General features: G+C 64.4%; 7 protein-coding genes. All 7 read left to right on the top strand.

Annotation, left to right across the window (positions count from 1 at the left end; all coding sequences use genetic code 11):
* Nucleotides 1-76 precede the first annotated feature (76 nt).
* The 7 genes from ACXJ16_RS07305 to ACXJ16_RS07275 all read left to right on the top strand — a co-directional run bounded on the left by ACXJ16_RS07305 (nucleotide 77) and on the right by ACXJ16_RS07275 (nucleotide 19,340).
* Nucleotides 77-1,984, top strand: coding sequence for a pilus assembly protein TadG-related protein (locus ACXJ16_RS07305; RefSeq protein ID WP_132469467.1), 1,908 nt, complete (start codon nucleotides 77-79; stop codon nucleotides 1,982-1,984).
* Entirely contained in the window at nucleotides 1,981-2,604 is a 624-nt protein-coding gene (locus ACXJ16_RS07300; protein ID WP_231636177.1) for a TadE/TadG family type IV pilus assembly protein, read from the top strand. Before ACXJ16_RS07305 ends, ACXJ16_RS07300 begins: the two co-directional genes overlap by 4 nt.
* Entirely contained in the window at nucleotides 2,601-3,284 is a 684-nt protein-coding gene (locus tag ACXJ16_RS07295) for a TadE/TadG family type IV pilus assembly protein (protein ID WP_185997667.1), read from the top strand. The genes ACXJ16_RS07300 and ACXJ16_RS07295 overlap by 4 nt, the downstream gene beginning before the upstream one ends.
* A gap of 664 nt (nucleotides 3,285-3,948) precedes the next feature.
* Nucleotides 3,949-14,556: an Ig-like domain-containing protein gene (locus ACXJ16_RS07290; protein WP_463921695.1), complete on the top strand. Its 10,608-nt coding sequence runs from the start codon at nucleotides 3,949-3,951 to the stop codon at nucleotides 14,554-14,556.
* Nucleotides 14,557-14,624: 68 nt separating this feature from the next.
* Nucleotides 14,625-16,001, top strand: a complete 1,377-nt coding sequence (locus ACXJ16_RS07285) for a TolC family protein (protein WP_324698826.1) — start codon at nucleotides 14,625-14,627, stop codon at nucleotides 15,999-16,001.
* The gene (locus tag ACXJ16_RS07280; protein ID WP_463921694.1) at nucleotides 15,994-18,138 is read left to right on the top strand and encodes a type I secretion system permease/ATPase; all 2,145 of its coding nucleotides are present in this window, start codon (nucleotides 15,994-15,996) and stop codon (nucleotides 18,136-18,138) included. The genes ACXJ16_RS07285 and ACXJ16_RS07280 overlap by 8 nt, the downstream gene beginning before the upstream one ends.
* The gene (locus ACXJ16_RS07275; protein ID WP_463921693.1) at nucleotides 18,135-19,340 is read left to right on the top strand and encodes an HlyD family type I secretion periplasmic adaptor subunit; all 1,206 of its coding nucleotides are present in this window, start codon (nucleotides 18,135-18,137) and stop codon (nucleotides 19,338-19,340) included. Before ACXJ16_RS07280 ends, ACXJ16_RS07275 begins: the two co-directional genes overlap by 4 nt.
* The last annotated feature ends 20 nt before the right edge of the window (nucleotides 19,341-19,360 follow it).

Genomic DNA, 19,360 nt, shown 5'->3' with positions numbered 1-19,360 from the left:
GGGTTTCATTAAGCAATCTCCTCTAGGAGACGGCTGAAATCCTGCGGAAAATCCTAGCCGAAAGACTGGTTAACCGATGCGCCAAATCCATCACTGGTTGCGAGACTGTCTTCGGGATGCCTCGGGCAATATCCTGCCCATGGCTGCGGTGGGAATGCTGGTCGCGGTCGTCGTGGTGGGTGCCGCGGTCGATATCAGCCGCACCTACAAGGTACAGAACCAGCTTCAGGCCGCTTGTGACGCGGCAGTACTCGCCGGACGTCGCTCGGTGACGACGAACGGACTCGACGAAGCGTCGAAGGCGATCGCAAGGAATTATTTCGCGACCAATTTCAACGATGGTGTGCACGAGAGCACGGGAACCACTTTCGACTCCACGTCCGACGACGATGGCCAGACGGTGAAGGGCACGGCTTCCACCACCGTCAACACGCTCATCATGCGACTGGTCGGCTACGATACGTTTCCGGTCAACGTTCACTGCACGTCCTCGATGGGCGTGGGCAACGCGGATGTCATGATGGTGCTCGACACGACAGGGTCGATGGGGGAAGCGCTGGGCAGTTCCACCCGCATCGCCGCCCTGCGTTCCGCCGTGAAGAACTTCTACAAGACGCTCTCCACCGCGACGAACGATACCAACGCCCGCGTCCGCTACGGGTTCGTTCCCTACAGTTCCACGGTCAACGTCGGGCACCTGCTTTCCGAACTCAATCCGGCGTTCCTGGCGAATTCCGCCGACTACCAGTCGCGCCAGCCGGTGTTCTACAATGTCTCGAAAGGGACGAAGGGCACATCGACGGTCGAGTACAAGAACGCGGGCAGCAGCAACACGTCGAAGAGCTACAATTCGTCGAGCGCCTGCAATTCGGCGCTCTCGGCCAACGATACGGACTACAAGGACTACGGTTCCGCCACGAGCACGACTTCGACTTCGGGAACGAGCCCCAATGTCGTCGTCAACGTCGTGACCACGCAGCCGCAGCGCAAGATGGAGTATTCCTGCGCCAAGTCCGGGAGCAAGTATTACCTTTATACTTATACGTACACGCGCGACAAGGTTACGACCCAGCCTTACACGAACGCCACGACCAATGCGCCGACGTCGGGATATACGTTCGATCACTTCGAATACATGAAGCTGACGCGCGACACGAGCCTGTTCAAGACCTTTGCCGCAACCGCGGTCAACAACGGAACCAACGGCGCGTCGGTTTCCTATACCTGGGGCGGCTGCATCATCGAGCGCCAGACGGTCAACAGCGATAAGTTTTCTTACTCATCCATTACCGGCATGTCCCCTTCCGGCGCGCTCGACGTGGATATCGATACTGCGCCGGGAACGGGCAATGCGACGCGCTGGGCCCCGCTGTGGCCGGAGATTTCCTATCGCCGCGCCGGAAGCGCCGCCAACACCTACACGCTCGATCCTGGCACGACAGGCGCTTCGGCTGGAACCTACTGCCCGGCAAAATCGCAACTGCTCCAGGAAATGGACCAGAAGAGCTTCAATGCCTACGCGGATTCGCTGACGGCGGTGGGCGGAACCTATCTTGATATCGGGATGATCTGGGGTGGGCGTCTGCTTTCGCCCGACGGCATCTTCGGTTCCGTGGTGAACAAGGATCCGTCGAACGGCGGCGAAGTTTCGCGCCACATCATTTTCATGACCGACGGCTACATGGATACCGCCAACTACGTGCCTACCGCGTGGGGGATGGAATGGTGGGATCGCCGCACGACGAGCGATGGCTCGAAGCTCCAGGAGGACGCACGCCACACGCAGCGCTTCCTCTCGGTCTGCGAGGCGATCAAGGCGAAGGGCATCCGGGTCTGGGTGATCGCCTTTACCTCGGCCCTGTCCACCGATCTCCAGACCTGCGCTTCGGATGACAGTTCGTTCACCGCGAACAATTCCACGGAACTCGATTCCGCTTTCCAGGAAATCGCCAAGCAGGTCGGCGAGCTCAGGATTACCCAGTGAAGCGTAGCGGGCATCATCGCCCGGTGCGTCGCTTCGCGGCCCTGCTGCGCCGCTGCGGCGCCGCCCGGGAAGGCGTGACGGCCGTTGAGTTCGCGCTGGCGGCGCCGGTGCTGATCATGCTCCTGATGGGAATCTTCGACATCGGACACATGGCCTATGTCCGGGCCGTGCTTCAGGGTGCGGTCCAGCAGGTTGCCCGTAACGCGACGCTGGAAACCGCCGACACGGCAACGGAGGATGCGTTCGTCAGCAAGATCGTGGGCGGCGTCGCGCCCGGTGCCGTGGTGGAATTCTCGCGCTCCAGCTACTACGACTTTACCGACATTGCCCGGCCGGAATCGTGGAACGACAAGAACAACAACGGCATATGCGATAACGGCGAGACCTATACGGACGAGAACAAGAACGGTCAGTGGGATGCCGACGTCGGAAAAAGCGGTAACGGCGGCGCGAACGATGTCGTGATCTACAAGGTCAATGTCACCTACAGCCCACTGTTCCCCATTCCCGGCCTGACCAACCGCGACGCCACGCGCACGCTCAGCGCAACGGCGGTCAAGAAGAACCAGCCCTACTCGCTGCAACAGGCTTATGGTTCCGCGGCGGGGACCTGCAGATGAACCGGCGAGTTGCATTGCTGCGCCCGCTTGCCACCTGTCTTGGCAAACTGCTCCGGGATCGGAGCGGCGTGTCGATCCTGGAGTTTGCGCTCGTCCTGCCGGTCCTGCTGACGCTGGGGCTTTACGGTACCGAACTGGCCTACATGTCGATGATAAAGATGCAGGTCGGCGAGATCGCCACGTCGGTGGCGGACAACGCCTCTCGGCTCGGCCAGACCGACAACAGTTCGGTAACGCCCACCGTTACCGAAACCCAGGTCGATTCGGTGATGTGGGGGGCCTTGTCGGAAGGTGCTTCCTTCGATTTCAACGCGAACGGCAGGATCATCCTGTCCAGTCTGGAAATCGATTCCGCTTCCAATCGCCAGTATATCCATTGGCAGAGGTGCCGCGGGGAGCTTGATCGCGCGTCAAGCTACGGGATTTCGGGCACCGGCAAGACGGGCAAGGTGCTCGACGGCATGGGGCAGACCGATCACAAGATCTACGCGACCGCCAATTCGGCGGTGATGTATGTCGAGGTCTTCTTCCACTACCAGCCGCTGTTCGGGGACATGTTCGTCAAGAACACGACCTTCCACCAGGAGGCGGCCTTCCTGATCCGTGACGACCGCAGTCTCAATCCGACCGGCTCGACAGACGGCATTACCGGCAGCGGCGGGCAGTCTCACTGCACCTGACGTATTGCCGGGCGTTCTGACCGGCAGGCTTGGGCTATCCGGTCGGAGCAGGAAATTCCGAAGGGTTTCATCCAGTTCCGTGCGATTACCGACTTTTCCGGGGAGATATGCTGTGCAGTCTCGATCCGGAAAGCGAGCAAACGACGCATAAGACTGGATTTTCGGTAACTTGACGATGACCGGGCGCATTGCGGCGTTACCCCGCAAAGCCGGGGAAGATGCCGCCCATGAGGGGCCGCCTTGCGTTCAATACTGCGCGCATCCCTATCCGGCAGCGCCCGATGCCGCACTTCCTGACCGAAGTTCTTGATCCGCATTCCCAATTTCACTGGGGCAATCCATCCGAAGCGGACGGGAAAGTGCTGTTCGCGATTGAGTCGCGAACCTATCGATGCACTCAGTAAAAATAGAATAAACCTGTCAGGGATGTGGTGCCCTCATAATAGTATCCACGATATCTATCGCAATTTTGCTGGCCATGATGACGTAACGAAAGTTCGTATGGCCTGGAATACGATCTGCACGTTCCGGATAAACGCTGATTTAGCCGTAATATGACGGAGCTAACACGCGGATATTTCTCCGCGCGCACGCGTCTTTCCAGAACGCTGCCCAAAACGCGCCGCCAGGCGGCGAGGCGATCCTTCTTTCTGGGAGACGTTCGATGGAAAAGCGTGTCGAAATCACCAATCGCACAACCCGGACCGTCAATACCACCACGGCACGGGAAGGCGTCACGCAGATCGCCGTCCAGCCAGGTTCCAATGTGAAGGTCGTGGCGCCGCCCAGCAGCGTGTCCTCGATGGTCCGCGAAGGTGACGATCTCGTCATAACGTTCTCGGATGGCTCCACCATTCGTCTGGACGGCTACTTCGCCTGCCCGGCGGACGATATCGGTCAGCTCAGCTTCGGCGATCCGGGCAGCGGCGAACAGTGGCTCGTCCATCTTGGAGATGCCGCCTGCTTCGCGCCTGCCGACGCTTCGACCGAACCGCTCGATTTCAGCATGTCGCCGCTGGGTGCGGCTGGTGGTGGCGGGATCGGCACGGGCGCTCTACTCGCGCTTGGCGCGCTGGGTGTGGGCGGGGGGATCGCGCTTGCGGCCAGCGGCGGGGGTGGTCACTCCGACGAACCGGTGGATACGACACCTCCGGCCGCGCCGACCGTGGCGGCAACAAACGGCACTGTCCTGAGCGGAACGGCGGAACCCGGCGCCACAGTGCGTATCGACATCAACGGTGACGGCACCACCGATGCCACCGTGACGGCCAACGCAAGCGGAAGCTGGACCTATACGCCGACGACGCCGATCGCCGACGGCACCACGGTTACAGTAAGAGCGGTGGACGCTGCCGGGAACGTCAGCACGCCGGCATCGGTCACGGTCGATGCCGCGCCTCCCGCGGTGCCGACGATCAGCGCGGCTGCCGACGATGTCGGGGCCATCCAGGGCAATGTCGCAAGCGGCGGCGCAACCGATGATACCCGTCCGGCGCTATCGGGCACGGCCGAAGCGGGATCGACCGTTTCCATCTACGACAACGGCACCCTGATCGGCACCGCTACGGCGAGTTCGACAGGCACCTGGAGCTTCACGCCGCCCAGCGCTCTGGCACAGGGCCATCACAGCTTCACGATCACCGCGAAGGACGCGGTCGGTAATGTCAGCGCGGCATCTCCGGCTTACGAGTTGACGGTGGACACCGCCTCTCCGGCGGCGCCCGTGCTCAATCCGACGGACGGGATCACGGTTTCCGGCACCGCCGAGGCGGGCACAATTGTCTCGATCGACGTCGATGGTGATGGAACCCCCGATGCAACCGCCGTTGCCGGGCCTACCGGCAGCTGGAGCGTGACGCTGGATGAGCCGCTTGCCGATGGCACGGTGGTGAGTGCCACGGCGACAGACGCGGCCGGGAACAGTTCGCCGGCAGCGACCGTCACGGTGGATGGCGACATCGACACGACCCCGCCGCCCGTGCCGGGCGTGGGCGGCGCGGACGATGATACGGGCGCGATCCAGGGTAATCTCGCGAACGGGGCGATTACCGACGATTCCACGCCCGAATTCAGCGGGTCTGGCGGGGAACCGGGATCGACCGTCTCCGTCTACGACAATGGCGTGCTGATCGGCTCGACCACGGTTGACGGCGATGGGGACTGGCAGTTCACCCCGTCTCCTCCACTGGGGGAGGGCGGCCATAGCCTGACCTTCACTTCAAGCGACGGAGACGGCAACGAGAGCGCCCCGTCGCAGCCTTTCGCGTTCACGGTGGATACCGTGCCTCCCCTGGCCGCCACGGTCGACCCCAGCAACGGCGCGGCCTTGACCGGCACGGCCGAGCCGGGATCGGTCGTCAACATCGACTTCGGCGATGACGGCACGATCGACGGAACCGCGCTGACCAATGCCGCGGGGGATTGGGTCTTCGTGCCCACCACGCACATTCCCGACGGCACGACCGTCAGCATCACGGTGAGCGATGCGGCTGGAAACAGTTCGCCGCCCGTGACCGTGGTCGTGGATATCGAAGCGGCCGTCGCGCCTATCATTCTCCGGGTCGTTGACGATGCCGCGCCGCAGACCGGCACCGTGCCCAGCGGTGGTCTCACCAACGATGCCACGCCGACGATCGGCGGCACGGCCGAAGCAGGCTCTACCGTCTCCTTGTACGACAATGGCGTGCTGCTCGGCACGGCCATCGCGAACGGATCGGGCGACTGGACGTTCACGGCGGCGGCCTTGCCCGAAGGAGACCACATCTTCGCCGTCACGTCCGTAAACGAGGCGGGCGGGGTAGGCGGGCCTTCTTCCGGATATGCCGTTACGATCGACCTCAGCGCACCCGCCGCGCCCACGCTCAGCCCGACAGATGGCGTAACCCTGTCCGGCACGGCCGAGGCCGGGGCGACCGTTACGGTGGACACGAACGGCGATGGAACCCCGGACGCCAGCGTGATCGCCGGAGACGGTGGGCAGTGGAGCGTCACTTTCGCCGCCCCGCTCGCGGATGGAACCGTCGTCAGTGTGATCGCCACCGATGCGGCGGGGAATCCGTCGCCTGCGGCAACCACCACCGTGGATGCCGAGCTGGACAGTACACCGCCGCCGGTTCCCGTGCTGGTTTCGGCCACCGATGACGTGGGCACGGTGCAGGGGCCGTTGGCCAATGGTGCGGTGACCGATGACACCCAACCTCGACTGGCGGGTACGGCCGAGGCGGGTGTCCTGGTCTCGATCTATGACGGCGCAAACCTCCTCGGTACGGTCGTCGCTGATGGTTCGGGGGCCTGGAACTTCACCCCGACCCTTGCACAGGGTGCACACAGCCTGACCTTCACCACTACCGACAGCGAGGGTAACGAAAGCCAGGCCACGCCTGTCTTCGGCCTGACCGTGGATACGACGGCCCCTGCGGCGCCTGTCATCAATCCTTCCAACGGATCGCTGGTCTCCGGCACGGCCGAGGCAGGCGCCGTGGTTCGGCTGGACCTGAACGGCAATGGCACCGTGGATGCCACGGTGCAGGCCGGCCCTTCGGGTTCGTGGTCCTACACCCCGGCCACGCCGCTAGCCGACGGCAGCACCGTGATCGCCACCGCTACGGACGCCGCCGGGAATACCTCGCTTCAGGGTTCGACCACCATTGATCGCAGCCCGCCACCAGCGCCCGTCGTAACGTCAGCAGCCGACGATGTCGGCGCGAGCCAGGGCATGCTGGCGAGCGGTTCGTCCACGGATGACGGTCAACCGGCTTTGTCTGGCACGGCGGAAGCCAATTCGACGGTATCCGTCTACGACGGCCCAACCTTGCTGGGAACGACCACGGCAAGCGGGGCGGGGAGCTGGACCTTCACGCCCACCGCGCCGCTGAGCCAGGGAACCCATACACTCACGATTACGGCGACCGATGCGGTAGGCAATGTCAGCGCCAATTCCGCGCCTTTCACTCTGACGATCGACAATACCCCTCCGGCAGCGCCTGCCATCTCGTCGATTGCCGACGATTTCGGGGACAGCCAGGGCCCCGTTTCCAATGGCGGAACCACGGACGATGCACGCCCCACGCTGACCGGCACATCGGAGGCCAATGCAACCGTCTCCATTTACGACAACGGCGCGCTGCTGGGCACGACCACGGCGAACGGTTCCGGGGCATGGAGCTTCACGCCGGTTTCGGCGCTGGGGCAGGGCAGTCACAGCTTCGTCGTCACTGCTGCGGATGCCGCTGGCAACGTCAGCGCACAATCGCCGGCCTACGTGGTGTCGATCAACAATTCCGTGCCCGACACGCCCGCAATCGCGATCGCAGTGGATAATGTGGGGCTGGAGCAGGGCGCCGTCGTCAATGGCGGCATCACCAACGACACCCAGCCGAGCCTCTCCGGCACGGCAGCCCCCAACTCCACCGTCACGATCCTGCGCGGCGGTATTCCCGTGGCCACGGTATCGGCCGATGCCCTGGGCGGCTGGAACTATACGCCTGCGGCGCCTCTGGCGCAGGGCACTTACAGCTACACCGTGATGAGCATCAATGCGGCCGGCAACGAAAGCGCGCTGTCATCGCCTTACGTTGTCACCGTGGACACGACACCGCCGGCCGCGCCGCTGTTCGGTAGCGCGAACGACAATGTCGGCACCGTTCAGGGGCCGCTGCCGAGCGGTTCGGTCACTGACGATATTCTTCCCACGCTTGCAGGTTCCGCCGAACCGGGAGCGACGGTCACCATCTTCCACAACGGTAATGCAATCGGCACGGCGGCGGTGAACGGCCTTGGCATCTGGAGCTTTACGCCCGGCACCGCGCTGGCGGAGGGGCCGCACAACTTCACCGCCGTCGCTACCGATGCGGCCGGCAACGTGAGCGTGCCTTCGGGAACCTTCACCCTTGTTGTCGACGTCACGCCGCCCGCTGATCCCACGATCAATCCGAGCACGGGAACCACCCTTGGCGGTACGGCCGAACCGAATGCGACGATCAACCTCGATCTCGACGGCAACGGCACGGTAGACGTGACGACAACCGCAAACGGTTCCGGCATATGGACATACAATCCGCCGCTCCAACTTGCGGACGGGGTGACCGTGATCGTCACGGCCACGGATGCGGCCGGCAATACTTCCGCGCCCGAAAGCATCGTGGTTGACCGCACCGCGCCCGCCGCTCCGGCCATCGTCAGCGTGACGGACGATGTGGGGCCGCAGACCGGGACCGTCGCGAACGGCGGCGCCACGGACGATACTTTGCCGGTCATCAGCGGCACCGCCGAGCATGGTGCGACGGTAACCGTCTACGATAACGGCACCGCGATCGGGCAGGCGGTGGCGGGCGTTTCCGGCACCTGGACCCTGACCCTCTCGACGCCGCTCCTGTCCGGCCCGCATGCCTTCACCGCAGCGGCGACCGATGCCACCGGCAACCTCGGCCCGGCTTCCCCGGCCTATACCGTCACGCTCGACACGAGCACGCCGGCAGCACCCGTCATCACGCTTGTGAGCGACGATATCGGCGCTACTCAGGGTACGGTCGCCAATGGCGGCACAACGGATGACAGCAAGCCGACCGTAACCGGCACCTCGGCCGCCAATGTCGTGGTTTCCGTCTATGCGAACGGCAGCCTGCTCGGCACGACGACGGCGGACGGAACAGGCGCATGGAGCTTCACGCCGACCGGCGCCCTGAGCGGAACACCCAGCTTCACCGCCCTGGCCACCAATGGCGCGGGCAATGTCAGCGCCTTTTCCAACAGCTATGCCGTGACGATCGATACCGTGCCTCCTCCGGTGCCGCAGATCACGTCGCTGACGGATAACGCGCCCAACATAACGGGACCGATCACGGACGGAGGGCTCACCAACGATACCACGCCGCTCATCAGCGGCACGTCTGCAGCCAATGCCACGATATCCATTTTCAACAATGGCGTGCTGCTGGCGACGACGACGGCCAATGGCAGCGGCGCCTGGAGTTACACTCCAACCCTGGGACAAGGCGCGCAGAGCATCACCGTCAGCGCGACTAATTCGGCTGGAAACACCAGCGGGGTCTCGTCGCCCTTCGCCTTCACCATCGATGCAACCGCGCCGAGCGCACCTTCCGTCCACCCCAGTAACGGGCAGATTCTGTCCGGCACGGCGGAGGCGAACGCCTTCATCGATATCGATATCGGCAACAACGGGTCGATCGACACGCGCGTACAGGCCAATGCTTCGGGAGAGTGGAGCTACACCCTGCCGAGCAATCCGGGGAACAACACGCCGGTTTCGGTAACGGCGGTGGATGCGGCGGGGAACGTCTCGGGCGCGACGACGATCACCGTGGATGCGGTTGCGCCGGGGGTTCCCGCGCTTACCGCCGTGACGGACGATCAGGGCGCGGTTGTGGGGGCTGTCAGCGCCAACGGCTCCACCGACGATACACTGCCGGTGCTCAGCGGAACGGCGGAAGGCAATGCGACCGTCACGATACTCGACAACGGATCGGCTATCGGAACCGTACAGGCCAACAATGCCGGAAACTGGACCTTCACGCCCTCGGCACCGCTGGGGCAGGGATCGCACAGCATCACGATCACCGCGACCGATGCAGCCGGAAACACCGGCACGGCCTTGGCTCCCTTCGTGTTCTCCGTGGACACGAATGCGCCGCCGGCACCGACGATCCTGACCGTTGCGGATGATGTCCTGCCGCAGACCGGAACGGTTGCGAGCGGGGGCTCCACCAACGATACGCAACCGGTCATTTCCGGTACGGCGGAAGCCGGTGCGACGATCACCCTCTATATCAACGGGTCCGCCTATCCGGCCACGACCACTGCCGACATCAACGGAGACTGGTCGTTCTCGCCCGTCTTGCCTGAAGGCAACTACAACTTCGCCGTTACGGCAACCGACCGGGCCGGTAACGTCAGCCCGCAATCGGTCGCTTACACCGTTCGCGTGGATACGACAGCTCCCGCCGACCCGACCCTGAACCCGACCGACGGCACAACGGTGTCCGGCACCGGAGAGGCCGGCGCGGTGATCCAGGTTCATACCGATGCCATCGGCGTTCCCGATACGACTGCCACGGTAGACAGTTTCGGGCAGTGGAGCGTCACTTTCAGCCCCACACTTCCGAATGGCACGGAGATCACCGTCGTTGCCGTCGATGCGGCCGGCAACGTTTCGGGCAGCGATTCCGAAATCGTCAATACCGGCATGAATACGACACCGCCGCCGATCCCGTCAGCACCCGTAATCGCGGATGACGTCGGCACCACGCAGGGGCCGATCGGTCCGGGCGGCGTTACCGATGATCCGGTTCCCGAGATTCACGGTACGGCGCAAGTGGGCTCGCTTGTCACCATCTATGACAATGGCGTCCAGATCGGCACCGTAATCGCCGATACGTTTGGCGAGTGGAGCATCTCCCCTGCGCTGGGAGACGGCGCACACAGCATTACCGCCACGGCTACGGACAACGGCGTGCAGAGCCTCAACAGCCCGCCGCTCGCATTCGAGGTCGATACGGTGCCTCCCGCGGCGCCCACGGTCAATGCCAGCAATGGCACCACCCTGACAGGCACGGCAGAGGCGGGCGCTACCGTCAATCTCGATTTCGATGGCGATAACAACACCGATGCCTCGGTGCTGGCGGACCCGTCCGGAAACTGGACGTATACGCCGCCGACGCCGCTCTCGAACGGGACCGTGGTCAGTGCAGTGGCGGTGGACCCTGCCGGAAACGCTTCGCCTCCCGGCACGGCAACGATCGACCGCGCGCCTCCTTCGCCGCCGGCCATCGCCACGGTGACGGACGATGTCGGTCCGGTGACAGGCTCCGTGAACAGCGGCGGCCAGACCGACGATACGCGGCCCACGCTTTCCGGCACGACCGAGGCGAATGCGACCGTAACCGTCTACGACGGCGCAACGCTGCTGGGAACGACCACGGCCAACGGCGCGGGCAATTGGGCCTTCACGCCCACGACACCGCTGGGACAAGGCAGCCACAGCTTCACGATCACTGCCACCGATACGCTCGGCAATGTCAGTCTGCCTTCCCCGGCCTATACGGTCACGGTCGTCACCACGGCGCCGGCAACGCCTGTCATCACCGGCGCCACCGATGACGTGGGGTCGATCCAGGGGCCGGTCGCCAGCGGCGGGGTAACCGACGACGCGCGGCCGACGCTGGTCGGCACCGCTCCCGCCAATGTGACGGTTTCGATCTATCAGGGCGCGACGCTGGTCGGCACCACCACTTCCAACGGGTCCGGCGCATGGAGCTTCACGCCTTCCACGCCGCTGTCGAGCGGGCTCCACAACCTGACCGCTGTTGCCACCGATCCGGCAGGCAACCAGAGCGCGACATCGAACACCTATAGCCTGACGGTGGATAACACGGCGCCGAGCACGCCGGTCCTGGCATCGGTCACGGATGATGTCGGCCTGATCCAGGGACCGCTCGCCAACGGCGCGACGACGGATGATGCCCGTCCGACCCTTGCCGGAACGGCAGAGGGCAATGCGACGATATCGATCTTCGATGGGGCGACGCTGGTGGGCACGACCACGGCAAATGCCTCCGGCGCATGGAGCTTCACGCCTTCCGGCCCCTTGTCCTCTGGACCGCACGCCCTGACCGTTACGGCCACGGATGCGGCAGGCAATCAGAGCGGTGCAACCACCGTCTTCAATCTTACCGTCGATACCAGCGCACCGACAGCGCCTGTCATCACTGGCGCCGCCGATGACGTCGGCACGACGCAGGGGCCGGTCGCCAGCGGCGGCGTTACCGACGATGCCACGCCGCTCCTGTCCGGCACCGCCGAGGCAAACTCCATCGTCTCGGTCTACAACGGTGCGGTCCTGCTTGGTACTGCGACGGCGAACGGGGCGGGTGCCTGGAGCTTCACGCCGCCATCTCCGCTGTCCGATGGACCGCACAGCTTTACCGTCACGGCGCGTGATGCAGCGGGCAACGTCAGTCCATCGTCCACGGCCTATGTCGTCGTCGTGGACACCACGCCTCCCTCGGCTCCGCTGATCGCCAGCGTTACAGACGATGTGGGAAGCCGTACCGGCGCGCTGGCGAACGGCGCGGCGACCGATGATACCCGGCCAACGCTTTCGGGCACGTCGGAGGCCAATGCCACCGTCTCGATCTACGACAACGGCACGCTGGTCGGCACCACCACCGCGAACGGGTCTGGCGCCTGGAGCTACACCCCTCCTGCCGCACTTGCCCAGGGCGATCACAGCCTTACCGTTCGGGCAACGGATGCCGCAGGCAATCTTGGCCCTGCCTCTTCGCCATTCGCGATCCGGGTCGACACCAGCGCCCCTGCCGCGCCGACGATCTCCAGCGTTACCGACGATGTCGGCACCGTGCAGGGCTCGGTCGCCAATGGCGGCGTGACCAACGACACAGTGCCGCTCCTTCGCGGCACCGCCGAGGCGGGATCGACGCTGACGCTGTTGGCGAACGGAGTGTCGATCGGCACGACGCTGGTGGATGCGAGCGGCAACTGGACTTTCAGTCCATCGCCGGCGCTGGGCGAGGGGACATACAGCTTCACCGCTACCGCCACGGATGCCGCAGGGAACACCGGAGCGACCTCCAATGCCTTCGCCATCACGGCGGACACCACGCCCCCGTCAGTGCCGGTCATCACCGGCATCGTGGACGACGTGGCGCCGAACACCGGTACCGTCGCGAATGGCGGCGTTTCCAACGATGGCACTCCGCAACTGACCGGCACGGCTTCGGCCAACACAGCCGTGGCGATCTACGACAATGGAGTGGTCATCGGCAGCACCACCTCCAATGCGAGCGGCGCGTGGACCTTCACGCCTTCCTCGGGCCTGAGCGACGGTACGCATAACTTCACGGCTGTTGCCATGGACACGGCCGGAAATGCCAGCGCCGCGTCCAACACTTACGGCGTGACGCTGGACCAGACGCCGCCTTCCGCCACGATCGCCATCACTACGCTGTCGGTCGATACGGGCACCGTCGGTGACTGGAGCACGCAGGACAACAGCCCCACCATCAGCGGAACTCTCGGTTCGGCTCTCGGCACGGGCGAGCAGGTGCAGATCCAGATCGACAGTGGAACCTGGGTCAATGCCTCGGTATCCGGCACAAGCTGGTATTATGGGCCGGGCACCCTTTCCGTGGGATCGCATGCCGTTGCCGTTCGCGTCGTCGATGCCGCAGGCAACGTGGGTCACAATGCCTCGCAGACGATCAGCATAACCAGCATTCCGGCGCAGGCACCGATGGTGCAGGCGAGCAATTCGGCACTGCTGGGACTGGTCGGCGTGGAGGCGCTGAACCTGCTGGACCTCGGCTCGCAGTCGCTTACCGCCGTGGATCCCAACAACAACCTCAAGACGGTGCAGGTCAAGTATGCCCCGGTGCTGTCGCTGGCTCTCGGCGCTTATACGCTGACGGCTTCGGCAGCGCTGGCGGCGGAACTCGGGCTGCATATCTCGATCAGCAATTCTTCCGGCATCCTCGGCATCGTGGCGCCTTCCTCCACGCTGACGATCACCGCTATCGACAATGGCGCGATGAGCAACATGGCGGTGAACGAACTGCTCGGCACCGTGCATTTCGAGCAGAATCTGTCGCTTCTCGGCCTCGACGTGCTCAACGCGACGACGATCACGGCAACCGATACGACAGGCCTTTCCGCCAGTGCCGCCACAGGTTCGCTGCTCGATGTCAGCCTGCTCAATTCCGGTGGCTCGGCCAACGTGATCCAGGGCGATGCCGGCGCGAACACCCTCAGCGGGACGACCGGAAACGACCGCCTCTACGGCTTTGCCGGGAATGACGTGCTGAACGGCAATGACGGCAACGATCTGCTGCGCGGTGGGGCGGGTGCCGATACGCTCAACGGCGGCGCGGGCAACGACACGCTCGTCTATGATGCCAGCGATACGCTGATCGACGGCGGTGCGGGAAGCGATACGCTGCTGATCGATAGCGGAACCGGGCAGGTGCTCAATCTCGATGCGGTGAGCAACATTCGCAACATCGAACGCATTGATCTGGGAACCGGGGATGCCGGCAGGCAGATCACCCTGACCGAGACCGGCGTCCTGCGCGCGACCGACAGTAACCACCAACTGACGATCGCCGGTGACGGGAGCGACCGGGTCACCATGACCGGAGCGGTCTTCCAGGGCCAAACCCTGATCAATGGCGAAGCCTACAACCACTACACTTTGGGAACGACGGATATCTTCGTCGATCACCCGGTTCTCGTCGTGGTTTGAGCCGCCGGGGAGAGCGCATCCGGCCAGCGTGCCGGTCGAATATGGGAAGCGGATCATGAAGGGGACTCATGACCTTTACGTGGCGCAGGATCGCCGGAGCGGCCGTGTTTCTTATGGCCGGGATGATGGCGGAGAAGTTGGCAGCGCAAGATGGCGAAGGAGCTTCACGAAACTTCGAACAACCGGGTGGCCCTGAACTGGCTGAACGGGTTCCGGCCAACCTCGACATCGCGCAGGCCGTTGCGCTGACGCTGGCGCGGCACCCGCAGATCGCCCGGGCCAATGCCGCGCTGGCGCGGGGCCGGGCCGATCTCGGCGCGGCGCGCGCGGCCTGGTATCCGCAGCTTTCCTACCAGGCCAATCTCGGGCCGAACATGCTCACGGACAGGAACGGTTCCGGGCTCAACCAGAACATGGCCGGGCCAAGCGTCTATCTGCAGCAGCAGGTCTGGGACTTCGGACGATCCAGGGGAGAAATCGGCGCGGCCCGTTCAACGACGAGCCAGCGCCGGTTCGAACTGGAATCGGTGGCGGATCAGCTTGCCGAACAGGGTGCGCTGGCGTTTCTCGAAGTGCGCCGTTTCGAGCAGCTGTCGGCCGAAGCGGCGCGGCAGGTGGAGGAACTGGAGCGGCTGCGGGAACTGATCGGATTTCGGGTTCGCGCCGGCATATCCGACAAGTCCGACCTCATGCTGGCCGACGTAAGAGTGGAAAGCGCGCGCGGTGAAGCGATCCAGGCACAGACCGCGCTTGCGATCGCGAGCGCGGCCTTGGCGAACCTGATCGGCGGGGTCGCCCTGACCTATGCCGATCCATCTGCCGAGATTTCGCGCCTCGAAGCCGGGGACGAAGAGCCGGACTATGATCGCTTGCCCGCGATCGCCGCCGCGCAGGAAGCGGAGAACGCCGCTGCGGCCCGGATCGGGCAGGCCAAGGCCGAACGCTATCCCAGGCTTGGGCTGCAAATGGGCTACACCCGCAACAACTACACCTACAACACACGGGACAATGCCTTCACGGCGCTGGTGACGGTGACGGGCGATGTCTACCGCCGGGGCAACCGCTATCTCGTTCAAGCTGCCGAGGAAGACCGCCGCGCGGCTGACGCGACGCGGGAAGCGGCCATCATGGAAGCGCGAGGCAAGGCTCTTTCCGCGCGGCAGGAAATCCGTGCCGGCCACTTGCGGATCGCCGCCTATTCGCATCAGGAAGAGCAGGCGATCACCGCCAGCCGCATCTTCTTCGAGGAATACAAGCTGGGCAAGCGAACGCTGACCGAACTGCTCAACACCCAGCTTGAAATCTACCGCGCCGCCAGTGCCCGGATCGTGGCCGAACATGACATCATGGGCGCGCGCGTCCGGTTCGAGAACCTTTGCGGGACGCTGCGTCCCTCGCTGGGCCTTCCCGCGCGCCTCATCGAGGAAGAAGACCTGCATGGCTGACAGTCCGGAAGTGCTGCACGATCCCTGGGCCGCCGCCATCGCGGCGCTCGCTACATTGAAGGGCGTGCCGGTCGGCGTGCCTGAACTGGCGCGGCGGCTCTACTGGAATGAGGGCAGGGGGGCGGAAGAAGGCCTGGCAGAGGCTGCGCGGCTGTCCGGCCTCGATTTCGAGATCGTGGCGATGGGCATTGAAGATGTGCCGCAAATGCTGCTTCCGGCCATCTTCGAACTGCGCGGCGAAGGGGCGGCCATCGTCCACAGCCGCGATGCAGGGCATGTCCGCGTCACGATGCCATGGCTCCACAGGGATACACCGGTCGAACTCGCGCTGGAGACATTCCGCGCGCAGGTTTCGGGGCGGGTCGGCTTCGTCGAACCCCTGTCCACGCGATCGCGAGATGCCCGGTTGGAGGAGTTCCTGCGGCGGCCATCCCGTTCCTGGGTGTGGGATATCATCACCGCGGACCGGCGCGGCTACGGGGAGGTGCTGCTGGCGTCGGTGTTCGGCAACCTGCTCACTTTCGCCACCTCGCTTTTCGCAATGCAGGTTTGGGACCGCGTGATCCCCGCCCAGTCCATTCCCACGCTGTGGGTGCTGGCGCTGGGGACGGGACTGGCGCTGTTATTCGAATTCATGTTGCGCACGGCGCGGGTGCAACTGGTGGACCGCATCGGGCGGCGGGCCGACCTTGCCATTTCCTCGCGGATATTTGCCCGTGCGCTGGACATCCGCAACGATGCCCGCCCGCGATCGACGGGGGCCCTGATCGCGCAATTGCGCGATGTCGAACAGATCCGCGAGATGCTCACCTCCACCACCGTATCGGCCCTGATCGACGTCCCGTTCGTCGCGCTCTTCCTCATGCTGTTCGCCCTGCTGGCAGGGCCGCTCACTTTCGTGCTGGTGGGCGCTGCCGTGCTGATCGTGCTGCCCGGCCTCCTTCTACAGCGGCCGCTTGCCCGGCTGGCGACGGAGGGCATGAAGGAAGGGGCATTGCGAAACGCGATCCTCGTGGAATCGATCGAGCGTATCGACGAGATCAAGATGGCGCAGGCGGAGCCGCGCTTCCAGTCGCTGTGGGAGCGGCTCTCGGTGACGGGGGCGCGCGTCGCGGCGGAACAGCGGTTCCTGTCCTCGTTTTTCGTCAACTGGACGCAGACCCTTCAGCAACTGGCTTATACGGTCGTTGTCGTCGCCGGGGCATTTCGCGTGATGGACGGCGACATGACGATGGGCGCGCTTATCGCCTGCTCCATCCTGACCAGCCGCGCGCTGGTGCTGTTCGTTCCGTTCGGCCAGATATTCACCCGATGGCAGAATGCCAGGGTCGCACTCGGCGGGCTTGAGGATCTCTTCGGGAAACCGGTCGATCATGATCCCGAGCGGGGGCTGCTGCGTCGCCCCGTGCTCAAGGGATACTACGAGATCAACGATCTGAGATATGCCTATGATCCCGAGGGGCCGCTGGCCCTCAAGGTCGAGCGGCTGTCCATCCGCGCCGGGGAGCGGATTGCCCTGCTGGGACGGATCGGAGCCGGCAAGTCGACTCTGCTACGAGTCCTTGCGGGGCTGTCCTTGCCATCGGGCGGCGATGTGCTGCTTGACGGCAGCAGTCTTGCGCAGATCAGCCCGGCCGATGTTCGCCGGGACATTTCCTATCTCGGGCAGGGGGCTCAGCTCTTTCTCGGTACGATTCGCGAAAACCTGCTGATCGGCGCGCCCGGCACCAGCGACGATCGGATACTGCGGGCGCTGGCGGTGACCGGCGGCACCGGGATCGTCCAGAACCAGCCGCACGGGCTAGACCTGTTGCTTCAGGAGGGCGGGGCGGGGCTTTCCGGCGGGCAGCGGCAAACCCTGCTGCTGACCAGGGCGCTGCTGCGAGGTGGCAATATCCTGCTGCTCGATGAACCTTCCGCGCCGCTGGACGATATCAGCGAGCGCAATCTGGTGGCCAATCTCGGCCAGTGGCTGAACGGGAGGACCCTTGTCGTGACGACCAACCGGCCGGGGCTGCTCGAACTGGTGGACCGGATCGTGCTGATCGACGGCGGGCGGGTCGCGCTCGACGGAGCCAAGGAGGCCGTGCTCGCGGCGCTGGCGATGCCTGCTGCGCTGAAGGAGAAACGCTCATGAACCGGACCATGCCGGTTTCCGCGAGCCTGCCGGCGGGTTTCGGCGGCGATGAGGAGAGCCGCTGGCTGCGTACCCTGGGGCGTCTGCGCATCGTGCCGATCCTTTCGATCGGCATCCTGGCTTTCGTGGTCTGGAGCTACTTCGGCGTGCTTGACGAAGTGGCCGTGGGGCCAGGCAAAGTGACGCCGCCCTCCCGATCCCAGATTGTTCAGAGTCTGGAGGGGGGGATCGTCAATGGAATCTTCGTCCATGAAGGAGATATCGTCAGCCCGCGCCAGAAGCTGGCCACGCTTGACCGTGCACGCTTCAGTTCCATGCTTGGCGAAGCGGAAGCGAAGGCACGCGCGCTCGAAGCATCAGCAGCCCGCCTTGAAGCCGAGATCAATGGCGGAACGCCTCGCTTTCCGCAGGCGGTGAAGGATACACCCGGCCTCGTCGCGCGCGAAATGGAACTGATGCATTCGCGCCGGCAGAACCTGGCCGTCGCCACCGCGAGCATGCGGCAGTCGCTGGCGTTGACCCGGCGCCAGCTTGCCATGACGGAGCCGCTCGTCGAACTCGGCGCGGCCAATCAGGTGGAAGTGATCCAGCTTCGCCGTCAGGAGAATGAGATCCAGGCCAAGCTCGATTCACTGCGCAACCAGTACGTCATCGATGCCAGTGCAGACTATGCCAAGGCCCGCGCCGAACTGGATCAGGTGATTCAGGTGATCGGCGGCAGGCGCGACCAGCTTGACCGCACGACGCTTCATTCGCCCGTCCGCGGGATCGTAAAGAACCTGGAAGTCACGACCATCGGCGGCGTCATCCAGCCGGGCGGCTCGCTGATGGAGATCGTGCCGCTGGAGGACCAGCTCCTGATCGAAGCGCGGGTTTCCCCGCGCGACATCGCCTTCATCCGGCCCGGCCAGCCGGCCACCGTAAAAATCACGGCATACGATCCGTCCATCTACGGCACTTTACCGGGAACGGTGGACCGCATTTCTCCCGATACCTTGCAGGACGAGGTCCACCGCGATCAGGTCTATTACCGCGTCTACGTTCGCACCCACAATTCTAGCCTGCGGACGAAAGACGGGCGCGAGCATGCGATCATGCCGGGAATGGTGGCTACGGTGGAAATCCGCACCGGTCGGAAAACCATACTCCAGTACCTGATGAAGCCGATCAACAAGGCGCAAGAAGCGCTGCGGGAGCGCTAGGCCGGAAAATGTGCTTCCCG

It is taken from the genome of Novosphingobium sp. TK71, from assembly GCF_055361505.1.
This window is presented reverse-complemented; position numbering and strand designations above follow the sequence as displayed.

Coding starts and splice junctions, on each gene's coding strand:
- ACXJ16_RS07275 (WP_463921693.1), top strand. CDS start 18,135: ATGAACCGGACCATGCCGGTTTCCGCGAGCCTGCCGGCGGGTTTCGGC.
- ACXJ16_RS07290 (WP_463921695.1), top strand. CDS start 3,949: ATGGAAAAGCGTGTCGAAATCACCAATCGCACAACCCGGACCGTCAAT.
- ACXJ16_RS07285 (WP_324698826.1), top strand. CDS start 14,625: ATGACCTTTACGTGGCGCAGGATCGCCGGAGCGGCCGTGTTTCTTATG.
- ACXJ16_RS07305 (WP_132469467.1), top strand. CDS start 77: ATGCGCCAAATCCATCACTGGTTGCGAGACTGTCTTCGGGATGCCTCG.
- ACXJ16_RS07295 (WP_185997667.1), top strand. CDS start 2,601: ATGAACCGGCGAGTTGCATTGCTGCGCCCGCTTGCCACCTGTCTTGGC.
- ACXJ16_RS07280 (WP_463921694.1), top strand. CDS start 15,994: ATGGCTGACAGTCCGGAAGTGCTGCACGATCCCTGGGCCGCCGCCATC.